Source organism: Streptomyces sp. BF23-19 (assembly GCF_041106355.1).
GTDB classification, from domain to species: Bacteria; Actinomycetota; Actinomycetes; order Streptomycetales; family Streptomycetaceae; genus Streptomyces; species Streptomyces virginiae_A.
On the sequence record NZ_JBGBPT010000011.1, the window covers coordinates 29,585 to 42,159 of the forward strand.

General features: G+C 74.1%; 10 protein-coding genes. 5 read left to right on the forward strand and 5 right to left on the reverse strand.

Annotated features, from left to right (window positions below):
- The first annotated feature begins 218 nt into the window (after window positions 1-218).
- Genes AB8A24_RS08995 through AB8A24_RS09005 form a run of 3 tightly spaced genes read left to right on the forward strand, consistent with a single transcriptional unit; the run spans window position 219 to window position 4,347 of the window.
- The gene (locus AB8A24_RS08995; protein WP_369475300.1) at window positions 219-2,354 is read left to right on the forward strand and encodes a putative cobaltochelatase; all 2,136 of its coding nucleotides are present in this window, start codon (window positions 219-221) and stop codon (window positions 2,352-2,354) included.
- The gene (gene cobO / locus AB8A24_RS09000; protein WP_030386572.1) at window positions 2,354-2,953 is read left to right on the forward strand and encodes a cob(I)yrinic acid a,c-diamide adenosyltransferase; all 600 of its coding nucleotides are present in this window, start codon (window positions 2,354-2,356) and stop codon (window positions 2,951-2,953) included. The genes AB8A24_RS08995 and cobO overlap by 1 nt, the downstream gene beginning before the upstream one ends.
- On the forward strand, window positions 2,947-4,347 hold the full coding sequence (locus AB8A24_RS09005; protein WP_328963832.1) for a cobyrinate a,c-diamide synthase: 1,401 nt from the start codon (window positions 2,947-2,949) through the stop codon (window positions 4,345-4,347). The genes cobO and AB8A24_RS09005 overlap by 7 nt, the downstream gene beginning before the upstream one ends.
- Before the next feature lie 20 nt (window positions 4,348-4,367).
- Here the strand turns inward: AB8A24_RS09005 and AB8A24_RS09010 are convergent, their stop codons facing one another.
- Window positions 4,368-5,093, reverse strand: a complete 726-nt coding sequence (locus AB8A24_RS09010) for a ZIP family metal transporter (protein ID WP_030720265.1) — start codon at window positions 5,091-5,093, stop codon at window positions 4,368-4,370.
- Window positions 5,094-5,232: 139 nt separating this feature from the next.
- Between AB8A24_RS09010 and cobC the strand changes: the two genes are divergently transcribed.
- On the forward strand, window positions 5,233-6,654 hold the full coding sequence (gene cobC, locus AB8A24_RS09015; protein ID WP_328963831.1) for an Rv2231c family pyridoxal phosphate-dependent protein CobC: 1,422 nt from the start codon (window positions 5,233-5,235) through the stop codon (window positions 6,652-6,654).
- Window positions 6,655-6,845: 191 nt separating this feature from the next.
- Entirely contained in the window at window positions 6,846-8,093 is a 1,248-nt protein-coding gene (locus AB8A24_RS09020; protein ID WP_369475301.1) for a CapA family protein, read from the forward strand.
- Between the two features lie 159 nt (window positions 8,094-8,252).
- On the opposite strand, the gene AB8A24_RS09025 is transcribed toward AB8A24_RS09020, so the two are convergent.
- The 4 genes from AB8A24_RS09025 to AB8A24_RS09040 form a co-directional block, all read right to left on the reverse strand.
- Window positions 8,253-9,191, reverse strand: a complete 939-nt coding sequence (locus AB8A24_RS09025; RefSeq protein WP_369475302.1) for an SCO1860 family LAETG-anchored protein — start codon at window positions 9,189-9,191, stop codon at window positions 8,253-8,255.
- Window positions 9,192-9,474: 283 nt separating this feature from the next.
- Window positions 9,475-10,578, reverse strand: a complete 1,104-nt coding sequence (locus AB8A24_RS09030; protein ID WP_369475303.1) for an amidohydrolase family protein — start codon at window positions 10,576-10,578, stop codon at window positions 9,475-9,477.
- A 30-nt stretch (window positions 10,579-10,608) separates the two neighbouring features.
- Window positions 10,609-11,670, reverse strand: a complete 1,062-nt coding sequence (locus tag AB8A24_RS09035; RefSeq protein WP_328963827.1) for an aminotransferase class V-fold PLP-dependent enzyme — start codon at window positions 11,668-11,670, stop codon at window positions 10,609-10,611.
- A gap of 134 nt (window positions 11,671-11,804) precedes the next feature.
- Entirely contained in the window at window positions 11,805-12,512 is a 708-nt protein-coding gene (locus tag AB8A24_RS09040) for a DsbA family oxidoreductase (RefSeq protein WP_369475304.1), read from the reverse strand.
- Between the last annotated feature and the right edge of the window lie 63 nt (window positions 12,513-12,575).

Consider the following 12,575-nt stretch of genomic DNA (forward strand, 5'->3'; position numbering starts at 1 on the left):
GACCCCCCGGCCCCCCGGGCGTGCGCTTCGCGCCCGTGCGCTCAAACGCCGCGCGGGCTGGGATTGCTGCGCAATCCAGCCTCGCCGGCGTTTGAGGCGCGGGGTCTGGGGCGGAGACCCAGTTTCGGGAAGGGGCGGGGTGGGGGACCAGCCCCGCGCAGCGGCCCCCGCAACCGCACCTCGCAACCGACCGCACCCCACCAAGGAGTGAGCAACACGTGAGCACGCCATACCCGTTCACCGCGGTCGTCGGCCAGGCCGACCTCCGCCTGGCACTGCTGCTGAACGCGGTCAGCCCGGCGGTCGGTGGTGTGCTCGTGCGCGGCGAGAAGGGGACCGCCAAGTCCACCGCCGTCCGCGCGCTGTCCGCCCTGCTGCCGCAGGTGGACGTCGTATCGGGCTGCCGGTTCAGCTGCGCGCCCGCCACGCCGGACCCGGCCTGCCCGGACGGCCCGCACGAGCCCGGCCCCGGCGGCGTCCGGCCCGCCCGCATGGTGGAGCTGCCCGTCGGCGCCTCCGAGGACCGCCTCGTCGGCGCCCTCGACATCGAACGGGCCCTCGCCGAGGGCGTGAAGGCCTTCGAGCCCGGGCTGCTCGCCGACGCCCACCGCGGGATCCTCTACGTCGACGAGGTCAACCTCCTCCACGACCACCTGATCGACCTGTTGCTCGACGCCGCGGCGATGGGCGCCTCGTACGTGGAGCGCGAGGGCGTCTCCGTCCGGCACGCGGCCCGTTTCCTGCTCGTCGGCACGATGAACCCCGAGGAGGGCGAGCTGCGGCCGCAGCTCCTCGACCGGTTCGGGCTCACCGTCGAGGTGGCCGCCTCCCGCGAGCCCGCCCAGCGCGTCGAGGTGGTCCGCCGCCGGCTCGCCTACGAGGACGACCCCGCGGGCTTCGCGACCCGCTGGGCCGGGGACGAGCACGAAATCCGCGCTCGGGTGGTGGCCGCGCGGGCGCTGCTCCCGAAGGTCTCGCTCGGCGACACCGCGCTCCTGCAGATCGCGGCGACCTGCGCCGGGTTCGAGGTCGACGGGATGCGGGCCGACATCGTGATGGCGCGGACCGCGACCGCGCTGGCCGCCTGGGCCGGGCAAACCGACGTACGGAAGGAAGACGTCCGGCAGGCCGCCCTGCTGGCGCTCCCGCACCGGCGGCGCCGCAACCCGTTCGACGCGCCCGGGCTCGACGAGGACATGCTCGACCGGATCCTGGACGAGTTCCCCGACGAGGACCCGGAGCCGGAGCCTGAGCCCGAGCGCCCCGACGACAGCGGCCCCGAGGACGACGGCCCCGGCGGCGGTCCCGACGGCGGACCCGGTGGCACGCCCCCGCAGGGTGACGGGTCCCAGGACCCGGGCACCCGGGCCGAGACCCCCGAGGCCCCCGATTCCGGCGAGGCCCCCGCGGAGGCCCCCGAGGCCCCGCAGCCCTCCGCCCAGGAGGCGGCCGGGCCCGAGCAGGCCGCGGTGCGTGCCGCCGAGCCGTTCCGGACCAAGATGCTCAGCGTGCCCGGCCTCGGCGAGGGCGCGTCCGGACGCCGGTCGCGCGCCCGCACCGCCCACGGCCGCACCACCGGCGCCCAGCGCCCCCGCGGCCATCTGACGAAGTTGCACCTGGCCGCCACCATCCAGGCCGCCGCGCCGCACCAGAAGGCGCGCGGCCGCGACGGGCGCGGCCTCGTGATCCGCAAGGACGATCTGCGCCAGGCCACACGGGAGGGCCGTGAGGGCAACCTCGTCCTCTTCGTCGTCGACGCCTCCGGCTCCATGGCCGCCCGGCAGCGCATGAGCGCGGTCAAGGGCGCCGTGCTGTCGCTGCTCCTGGACGCGTACCAGCGCCGGGACAAGGTCGGCCTGATCACCTTCCGGGGTGCCACGGCCGAGCTGGCCCTGCCGCCGACCTCCTCGGTGGACGCGGCGGCGGCCCGGCTGGAGCAGCTGCCGACGGGCGGCCGCACCCCGCTGGCCGCCGGACTGTTGAAGGCCCACGAGGTGCTGCGGATCGAGCGGCTGCGGGATCCCTCGCGCCGGCCGCTGCTCGTGGTGGTCACCGACGGGCGGGCCACCTCGGCCGGGAACGTCGGGGGCCGTACGGACAGCACCCCGCGGGAGCTCGCGGGGCACAGCGCGCGGCTGCTGCAGGCCGGGGGCGTCGCCTCCGTGGTCGTGGACTGCGAGTCCGGGCCGGTCCGGCTGGGACTGGCCGGCGTACTGGCCCGGGACCTCGGAGGTCCCGCCGTCACGCTGGACGGGCTGCGGGCCGACTCGCTGGCCGGGCTCGTGAAGAACGTACGTACCGCGGTGGCATCCACCACCGCTTCACCCGACAGCAGCAACAGGAGGGCCGCGTAATGCCTCAGGGACAGCCGTCCGTCGTTCCGGACGACGGGCTCACGACGCGCCAGCGCCGCAACCGTCCGCTGGTCTTCGTCCACACCGGCCCCGGCAAGGGCAAGTCCACGGCGGCCTTCGGGCTGGCGCTGCGCGCCTGGAACCAGGGCTGGCCGATCGGGGTGTTCCAGTTCGTCAAGTCGGCGAAGTGGAAGGTCGGCGAGGAGAACGCGCTCAAGGTGCTCGGCGCCTCCGGCGAGGGCGGCTCCGTCGTCTGGCACAAGATGGGCGAGGGCTGGTCCTGGGTCCAGCGGGACGCGCAGCTCGACAACGAGCAGGCGGCCAAGGAAGGCTGGGAGCAGGTCAAGCGCGATCTGGCCGCCGAGACGCACAAGCTGTACGTGCTGGACGAGTTCGCCTACCCGATGCACTGGGGCTGGATCGACGTCGACGAGGTCATCGAGGTGCTGCGGGGCCGTCCCGGCACGCAGCACGTGGTGATCACGGGCCGCAACGCGCCGGAGAAGCTGGTGGAGTTCGCGGACCTCGTCACCGAGATGACCAAGGTCAAGCACCCGATGGACACGGGGCAGAAGGGCCAGAAGGGCATCGAGTGGTGACTTCGTTCAACGTACCCCGGCTGGTCATCGCCGCTCCCTCGTCGGGCAGCGGCAAGACCACCGTGGCCACGGGCCTGATGGCGGCCTTCTCGGAGCGCGGCCTCGCCGTGTCCCCGCACAAGGCCGGGCCCGACTACATCGACCCCGGTTACCACGCGCTGGCCACCGGCCGGCCGGGACGCAACCTCGACGCCTTCATGTGCGGACCGGACCTGGTCGCTCCGCTGTTCGCACACGGGGCGGCCGGGTGCGATCTGGCCGTGGTCGAGGGCGTCATGGGGCTCTACGACGGGGCCGCGGGCCGGGGTGAACTGGCGTCGACGGCGCAGGTCGCGAAGTTGCTGCGGGCGCCGGTGGTGCTGGTGGTCGACGCCTCCTCGCAGTCGCGGTCGGTGGCGGCGCTGGTGCACGGATTCGCGTCCTTCGACCCGCAGGTGCGCCTCGGCGGGGTGATCCTGAACAAGGTCGGCTCCGACCGGCACGAGGTGATGCTGCGGGAGGCCCTGGAGGAGGCGGGGATGCCGGTGCTCGGCGTCCTGCGACGGGCGCCGCAGGTGGCCACGCCCTCGCGCCACCTGGGGCTGGTCCCGGTGGCCGAGCGGCACACCGACGCGCTGGCCTCGGTGTCGGCGCTGGCCGCGCAGGTCCGGGCGGGCTGCGACCTGGACGCCCTGATGGCCCTGGCCCGCACGGCTCCGCCGCTGGACTGCGAGGCGTGGTCTCCCCACGCGGACCCGTCGGCGGCAATGGCGCGGGAGTCCGGGGGCGCCGCCCCCGGCAACGGCGCGGCACCGGTGATCGCGGTCGCCGGCGGCGCCGCCTTCACCTTCTCCTACGCCGAGCACACCGAGCTGCTCACCGCCGCCGGTGCGGAGGTCGTCACCTTCGACCCCCTGCGGGACGAGGCACTCCCGCCCGGCACCGCCGGCCTGGTGATAGGCGGCGGCTTCCCGGAGATGTACGCGCCCGAACTGTCCGCCAACGAACCGCTGCGGGCGGCCGTCGCCGCCTTCGCCGCGGCCGGCGGCCCGGTCGCCGCCGAGTGCGCCGGGCTGCTCTACCTCGGCCGGTCGTTGGACGGGAAGCCCATGTGCGGGGTGCTCGACGCCGACGCGCGGATGTCGGAGCGCCTGACCCTCGGCTACCGCGAGGCGGTGGCCGTGTCCGACAGCCCGCTCGCGCGGGCCGGGACCCGGCTGCGCGGGCACGAGTTCCACCGGACGGTGATCGAGCCGGGCGCCGGGGCGGCCCCGGCCTGGGGGTTCACCCACCCGGAGCGCCGGGTCGAGGGCTTCGTGCAGCAGGGCGTGCACGCCAGCTACCTGCACACCCACTGGGCGGCGGAGCCGTCCGTCGCCCGCCGCTTCACGGAAGCCGCGGCAGCACGGCGGTGACCTCCGTCCCCGGCCGGCGCTCAGTCCGCGATGCCCACCACGAGCCAGATCCCGGCCACCCCGCCCACCGTGCACATCAGCGTGGACAGGGCGGGGTGCTTGTGGTGGGCCTCGGGGAGGATCTCGGCGGAGGCGAGGTACAGCAGGACGCCTCCGAAGAAGCCGAGGTACGCGCCGAGCGGTTCCTCCGGAAGGGTGAACAGCAAAGTGGACGCCGCGCCCACGACCGGGGCGACGGCGTCCGCGAAGAGCATCATCAGGGCCTTGCGGCGGTCGTTCCCGTAGAGGCTGGTGAGCGTGTACGTGTTGAACCCGTCGGCGAAGTCGTGGGTGATCACGGCCAGCGCCACGGCCACGCCCATCCCCCCACCGACCTGGAAGGCCGCTCCCAGGGCCACCCCGTCGGCGAGGCTGTGGCCGACCATGGCCGCGGCCGCGGTGAGTCCGACCTGGGGGACGCGGGCGCCGTCCTCGGCGCCGTGCGCGGCCTGGCGGACCGCCAACAGCCGTTCCACGACGTGCGCGACCAGGAATCCGGCCACGAAGAGCAGCAGGGCGAGCGGGACCCCGAACACCTCGTCGCCCGCCGCGTGGAGGGCCTCCGGGAGCAGGTCGAGGCCGACGACGCCGAGCATCAGCCCACCGGCCAGGCCCAGCACGAGGTGGCGGCGGTCGGTGACGCGCTGCGCCGCCCATCCGCCCGCCAGGGTCATCAGGAACGCGCCCAACGCCACGATCACGGCCATGCGCCCCTGAATACAGACTCCTCGCCCCGCGCGCACGTCCGCGCGCGGGCGGCGGGCGGCGGAGGGTTGACGAACGGCCGGTGCACGTGATGTGTCGGTGCCAGTGACGGTGACGGTGACTACGGAGGGAGGGCCCGCGGTGGGCGAGTACACGACGCAGGTGGTGGTCGGGGTCGGCGGACGCGCGGGGGTTTCCGTCGCGGAGGTCTGCGCCCTGGTCGAGGAGACGCTGCGGGGGGCCGGGCTGGCCGTGGGGTCGGTGACGGCGCTGGCCACGGTGGAGTCGAAGGCGGACGAGCCCGGGATCACGGGTGCGGCGGAACGTTTCGGCGTCCCCCTGGTGAGCTACCCCGCCGACCGGCTGGCCGCCGTCATCGTGCCGCACCCCTCGGAGGCGGCGCGTGCCGCCACCGGGACCCCCTCGGTGGCGGAGGCCGCCGCCCTCGCGGGCGGCGGGGAACTCCTCGTGCCCAAGCGGCGGTCGGTGTCGGCGACCTGCGCCGTGGCCACGACGCACACGCACGACCTGCGCCACCACGGGGACGCCGAGGTGATCGACGCGGGCTCCGCGCTGGTGGACCTGGCCGTCAACGTACGTGCGGACACGCCCCCGGACTGGCTCAAGCGGCGGATCGCCGCCTCCCTCGGGGATCTCGCCGCGTATCCCGACGGGCGGCCCGCCCGCGCGGCGGTGGCGGCTCGGCACGGGCTGCCGGTCGAGCGGGTGCTGTTGACGGCCGGGGCGGCGGAGGCGTTCGTACTGATCGCCCGAGCCCTGGGAGCCGTCCGGCCGGTCGTGGTGCATCCGCAGTTCACCGAGCCGGAGGCCGCCCTGCGGGACGCCGGGCACCGGGTCGAGCGTGTGGTGCTGCGGGCGGCGGACGGCTTCCGGCTGGACCCGGCGGCCGTGCCCGAGGACGCGGACCTCGTGGTGATCGGCAACCCGACCAACCCGACGTCCGTACTGCACCCGGCGGGAACCCTCTCCGCGCTGGCCCGGCCGGGCCGGATCCTGGTCGTGGACGAGGCGTTCATGGACGCGGTCCCGGGTGAGCGGGAGGCCCTGGCCGGGCGGATGGACCTGCCGGGGCTGGTGGTGCTGCGGAGCCTGACCAAGACGTGGGGGTTGGCGGGGCTGCGGATCGGCTACGTACTGGCCGAGCCCGAGGTGATCGCGAAGCTGGCGGCCGCGCAGCCGCTGTGGCCGGTCTCGACCCCGGCGCTGGTGGCGGCCGAGGCCTGTATGGCTCCGGCGGCGCTGGCCGAGGCGCAGGAGGCGGCCCGGCGGATCGCGGTGGACCGGGCGCACCTGCTGGCCGGGCTCGCGGAGTTCGACGAGGTGACGTCCGTCGGGGTGGCGGAGGGGCCGTTCGTGCTGATCCAGGTGGCGGGCGGGGCCGAGGTCCGCACCCGGCTGCGCGCCCTCGGCTTCGCCGTCCGCCGCGGGGACACCTTCCCGGGGCTGGACCACTCCTGGCTGCGGCTGGCGGTGCGCGACCGGGCGACGACGGGCCGGCTGCTCCAGGCCATGGACCACGCACTCGCGCTGGCCGCACGCTGAGCACATGCGGGGCGTGCCGGCCTCACCGGCCTCACCGGCCTCACCGGATGTACCGGCCTTCCCGGACCCGTCCGACCTGTACTCGTCACGGAGCGTCGACGGCGCCGTCACCCGTTCGGCCCCCTACGATGGCCGCGGGGGCGGGGCCGGGTGAGGATCCCCGCATCGGCGCATGAGATCCGGGGGCGGGAATGAAGGCATCCGCGAGCATAGGCACGGCGCTGGCCGCGCTGGCCGCGCTGGCGGTCGTGGGCGGCGGGATCTACGCCGTACCGCGGCTGTTCGACGACGGAACGGCGGCGCCCGCCACGGGGCAGCGGTTCCGGGGCAAGCCGGGGCAGGGCGAGGCGGACAGGCCGCAAGGCACCGCCGTGGCCGCCGCCGGGAAGCCGTTCACGCTGGTGGCGACGGGCGACATCATCCCGTACCCGTCGATCGTGCAGCGGTCGGCGGACGACGCGGGCAAGGCCGGGGAGTACGACTTCCGGAAGATACTCGCCGGGGTCAAACCCCTGGTGTCCGCCGCCGACCTGGCGATATGCCACCACGAGATACCGTACGGGCGCCCCGGCGGCCCCTACACCGGCTATCCCACCTTCAAGGCCCCGCACCAGCTCGCGGACGCCCTCAAGGACGCCGGCTACGACAGCTGTTCCACCGCCTCGAACCACACGCTGGACGACGGCTACGAGGGTCTCGCCCGCACCCTGGAGCACCTCGACCGGGTCGGTGTCCCGCACGTCGGCTCGGCCCGCAGCGCGGAGGAGGCCAAGGCCCCGGCGCTGCTCGCGGCGGGCGGGGCGAAGGTCGCCCAGCTCTCCTACACCTACGGCACGAACGGCATCCCACTTCCGCAGGGCAAGCCGTGGGCCGTCAATCTGATCGACAAGGACCGGATCATCGCGGACGCCCGGGCCGCACGGGCGCAGGGCGCGAACGTGGTGGTGCTGAGCGTCCACTGGGGTACCGAGTGGCAGACGGCGCCCGACGAGCAGCAGAAGGAGTTGGCGCAGGCGCTGACCGCCTCCCGCTCGGCCGACGGGCTCCCCGACATCGATCTGATCATCGGTACGCACAACCACGTGCCGCAGCCCTACGAGAAGATCAACGGCACCTGGGTGGTCTTCGGGATGGGCGACCAGGTCGCCAGCTTCGTCCCGGCCGACAAACTGCGCGGCAACCAGTCCTCGGTGCCCCGCTTCACCTTCTCCCCGACGGCGGGCCGTCCGGGCCGCTGGGAGGTGGTGAAGGCCGAATACCTCACGCAGTACTCGGACATGGGGCCGCCGTTCCGTGTCGTCTGCGCCTCCTGCGCGGCCTCGGACACCTCGCTCCCGGCGGCGAAGCGGAGCGAGTACGCGCGGATCGACCAGCAGGTCACCGAGGCCGTGATGTCACGTGGTGCGGACGGACAGGGCCTGGAGCACGCCACCCACTGAGCACCGGGGCCGTCGACCGCCGGGTCCGTCGACCCACGGGTCGACCCCTGAGTCGCCCCGGGGCCGCCGCCCGTCCTCGCCCGTCGCCCGTTGAGCACTCCCCTCCGTGCGCTCCTCGGGGCGGACGCGCCGGGCGGCGGCCCGGGGCTCCCGGCCGCCCTACGAGGCCCTGCCCCGCCGGGTGAGCAGGAGCGCGCCCCCGCCGATGGCGAGCAGGGTCAGGGCCCCGCCCGCGACGTAGGGAGTCAGTGAACCGCCGCCGGTCTCGGCGAGGTTGGCACCGGTGGTGCCGGTGGTGCCACCGGACGTGACGGAGCCGGCGCCCGTCCCGGTCGCCGTCTGGGGCTTGATGTCCGGGTTCGCGGGCGGGTTCGCGGACGGCGCCGCGCCCGCCGGGGACTCGCAGTGCGCCTCGGCGAGCACGATCTCGCCGTCGACCTTCGCCACGTTCAGGTTGAGCGGGTTCACCGCGATCTTCAGGCGGAGCGCGGCGGCGGCCGCCGTGGTGGAGGTGGTCTCCGTGCCGGACAGCTCCAGGTCGATCCGGCCCACTCCGGGAACCTCGACCTTGGTGGGGCCACCGGCGGACAGGGTGACCTTCTTGCCGAGCGCCGTCACCGTCCCGAGGACGTTCGCACCGGCCACCGGCTTCTTGCCCGCCTCGCAGACGGCCTTGGAGGTGACCTTCTCCACCTCGATGAGGGAGAGCAGCGGCAGTCCGGGGACGTGGACGGAGGCCTTGGCCAGGTTCGCCTCCGCCTCGGCCCGGGTCTTGTCGGCGGTGGCCTTGGAGGTGGCCACGTCGGCGCGCAGCACACTGACCGGCTTGTTCCCCTCGACCCCGTCCAGCGTGACGGTCAGCGCGGTCTTCTCGGCCGTCGCCGGGGCACTGACCTCGTTGAGGGTCGTCTTCAGCGGGACGTGCACGGTGTTGAGCAGACCCACGTCCAGTCCGGCGCGCAGGACGACGGCGCCGGCCTTGCCCTCACCCCCGGTGGCGCCCCCTCCCGTGGCGAAGGCGGGCGGCGCGGTGAGCAGGGCGACCGCTCCCGTGGCGAGGAGGACGGCCGCGGGCATGCGGAAGGTATGGCTGTTCACGGTGGTGGAACCCCCGGGGAGTTGGGTGCCGTCGCGCCGCCGATGGGGGACACCGCGGGCGCCGACGGACTCGACCCCGGAATCTTTACGCACTGTGGGTGAACGAGGGGCAAGCTGACGTTACTTCACCTCAAAGGGTGGTTTCCGGGCGCATATTCGAATCATTGCGCCTCATGTTGAACGCAAGTGCTCTCCCTTCACGGACATCCGGCCCGTGCGGTCGTCTTCAACGACCGACGGGCCGCCGATGTCACGCGACGTCAACCGGGCGCCGGCGCACGGTTCAGGCCCGGATCCGGCCGTTCACGACGACCCGCAGCGGCTGCGCCAGCACGCCCACGTCGACGCGTGGGTCGGCGGCGTACACCACGAGGTCGGCGGGCGCCCCCTCGGTCAGCCCCGGCCTGCCGAGCCACTCCCGGGCCGCCCAGGCCGTCGCGGAGAGGGCGTCGATCGCCGGGATACCGGCCTTGACCAGCTCCGCGACCTCCGCCGCGACCAGGCCGTGCGGCAGGGAGCCGCCCGCGTCGGTGCCGACGAAGACCTCGATGCCCGCGTCGTAGGCGGCTCGGACGGTGTCGTAGCGCCGTTCGTGGAGCCGTCGCATGTGCGCCGACCAGTTGGGGAACTTCGCCTCGCCGCCCGCCGCCATCTTCGGGAAGTTGGCGATGTTCACGAGCGTCGGGACGATCGCGACCCCGTGCTGCGCGAACAGCGGGATGGTGTCCTCGGTGAGGCCGGTGGCGTGTTCGATGCAGTCGATGCCCGCCTCGACGAGGTCGCGCAGCGAGTCCTCGGCGAAGCAGTGCGCCGTGACGCGGGCGCCCAGCCGGTGCGCCTCGGCGATGGCCGCCTCGACCTCGGCGCGCGGCCAGCAGGCGGCGAGGTCACCGGCGTCGCGGTCGATCCAGTCGCCGACGAGCTTGACCCAGCCGTCGCCGCGCAGCGCCTCGCGCCCGACGTACTCGACGAGGTCGGCGGGCTCGATCTCGTGGGCGTAGTTGCGGATGTAGCGACGGGTGCGCGCGATGTGCCGGCCGGCCCGGATGATCTTCGGCAGGTCCTCGCGGTCGTCGATCCAGCGGGTGTCGGAGGGTGAGCCGGCGTCGCGGATGAGGAGGGTCCCGGCGTCGCGGTCGGTGAGGGCCTGGCGCTCGGCGGTCGCGGCGTCGACCGGGCCGTGGGCGTCCAACCCCACGTGGCAGTGCGCGTCGACCAGTCCGGGCAGGGCCCAGCCGGTCACCGTGGTGATCTCATGGGCGCCGAGCGGGCGCTCGTAGGAGATCCGCCCGCCGACCACCCAGAGCTCGTCGCGTACCTCGTCGGGCCCGACCAGCACCCGCCCCTTCACGTGCAGCACGTCGCTCACATCACTCACATCGTTCATGGCGGCACTGTACGCACGGGACCCGCCCCGTCAGGAGTCGGAGAGGGCGTTCAGGAGCCGGTCCACGTCCGCCTCCGTGTTGTAGAGGTGGAACGAGGCCCGCAGCAGGCCCGCGCGGGCCGATGTGGCGATGCCGGCCGCCTCCAGGGCGGGCTGCCGGTCGGCGAGGCCCGGCACGGAGACGATGGCGCAGTCGCCGGGGACGGGCTCGTGGCCCAGGCGCGCGATGCCGGCCCGGTAGCGGGCGGCCAGGGCGGTGTCGTGGGCGTGGACGGCCTCGATGCCGATCCGCTCCAGCAGGGCCAGCGCGGCCGCGGAGGCGTGGTAGGCGAGGAAGGCGGGGGACTCGTCGAACCGTCGTGCCCCGTGGGCGAGTCCCGCCATCGGCCCGTAGGTGGCGTCCCCGTCGGCGACCGCGGGCACCCAGCCGGCGTGCAGCGGGGTCAGGGTGTGCTGGGCTTCGCGCGCCACCGTCAGGTACGAGGCTCCGCGCACGCCGAGCAGCCATTTGAAGCCGGCGGCGACCGTGTACTCGTACGGGGAGGCGTCGAAGGGGAGCCAGCCGACGGCCTGGGTCGCGTCCACGAGCATCCGGGCCCCGTGCGCGGTCGACGCCGCGCGCACCGCGGCCAGGTCGGCCTTGCGGCCGTCCGCGGACTGCACGACGCTCAGCGCGACCAGGGCGGTGCCGGGGCCGACGTGCTCGGCGACGGATTCGAGCGGGGCGAAGCGCATCTTGAGGTCGCCGCGCGCCACGAAGGGGTTGATCAGGGAGGAGAACTCACCCTCGGGGCAGAGCACTTCGGCGCCGGACGGGAGCGAGGCGGCGACGAGGCCGACGTGGGTGGAGACGGCCGAGCCGACGGACACCCGGTCGGTGTCGACCCCTACGAGGCGGGCGAAGGCCGCCCGGGCCCCGTTCACGCGGTCGAAGTCGCCGAAGCCGGTGGGGAGCCCGGCCCCCGCCGCCTCGGCCAGCTCCCGAACGGCCGCGACGGCGGAACGCGGGACGACCCCGCACTTGGCGGTGTTGAGGTAGGTGGTGGAGTGGGCGAACTCGGCACGGGTCGCTTCGGCGAGCGCAAGATCCATGCCTTCAACTCTGCGCCAGGAACGACCCGCAGTCCATTGCCGAGTTCACCGAGTCTCCGAGATGTCCGGATCCCCGAGTCATCCGGATCCCGAGTCGTCCGGATCCCGAGTGTCCGGGGCTCCCCGAGCGATCCCTATGCCTGCGGGACCGCGCACGCGCCGTCGGGCTCGCAGGCCTCGGCGGCCGCGGCCGGCTCCTCGACCTCGCGCCCGGCCCACGCCTGTTCCAGGGCCCGGGTGAACACCTCGGCCGGCTGCCCGCCGGAGATCCCGTAGCGGCGGTCGAGGACGAAGAACGGCACGGCGTTCGCGCCCAGCTCGGCGGCCTCGCGCTCGTCGGCGCGGACCTCGTCGGCGTAGGCGGAGTCGTCGGCGAGGACGGCGCGGGCCTCGGCCTCGTCCAGTCCGGCCTCGACGGCGAGGGCGATCAGTACCTCGGGGTCGAAGACGGAGCGCTCCTCGCCGAAGTTGGCGCGGTAGGCGAGGTCGAGCAGCTCCTCCTGGTGACCGCGGCCGGCGGCCAGGTGCAGCAGTCGGTGGATGTCGAAGGTGTTGCCGTGGTCGCGGCCCTCGGTGAGGTAGGTGAGCCCCTCCGCGCGGGCGGTGGCGGCGACGTGCTCCTCCATACCGCGCGCCTCGTCGAGGGTGCGGCCGTACTTCTTGGCGAGCATCTCCACGACCGGAGCGGTGACGCCCTTCGCCCCACTCGGGTCGAGCTCGAAGGACCGGAAGACGACCTCCACCTCGTCTCGGTGAGCGAACTCGGCCAGGCCCTTGGTGAAACGGGCCTTACCGATGTAGCACCAGGGACAAGCGATGTCGCTCCAGATCTCGACGCGCATGATCCTTCTTCTCTCCGGGTTCAGGGGGGGTGAAACGGTTTGTGGTTCAACCATTCACTGCCC

Coding starts and splice junctions, on each gene's coding strand:
- cobO (WP_030386572.1), top strand. CDS start 2,354: ATGCCTCAGGGACAGCCGTCCGTCGTTCCGGACGACGGGCTCACGACG.
- AB8A24_RS09040 (WP_369475304.1), bottom strand. CDS start 12,512: ATGCGCGTCGAGATCTGGAGCGACATCGCTTGTCCCTGGTGCTACATC.
- AB8A24_RS09030 (WP_369475303.1), bottom strand. CDS start 10,578: ATGAACGATGTGAGTGATGTGAGCGACGTGCTGCACGTGAAGGGGCGG.
- AB8A24_RS09020 (WP_369475301.1), top strand. CDS start 6,846: ATGAAGGCATCCGCGAGCATAGGCACGGCGCTGGCCGCGCTGGCCGCG.
- AB8A24_RS09010 (WP_030720265.1), bottom strand. CDS start 5,093: ATGGCCGTGATCGTGGCGTTGGGCGCGTTCCTGATGACCCTGGCGGGC.
- AB8A24_RS09035 (WP_328963827.1), bottom strand. CDS start 11,670: ATGGATCTTGCGCTCGCCGAAGCGACCCGTGCCGAGTTCGCCCACTCC.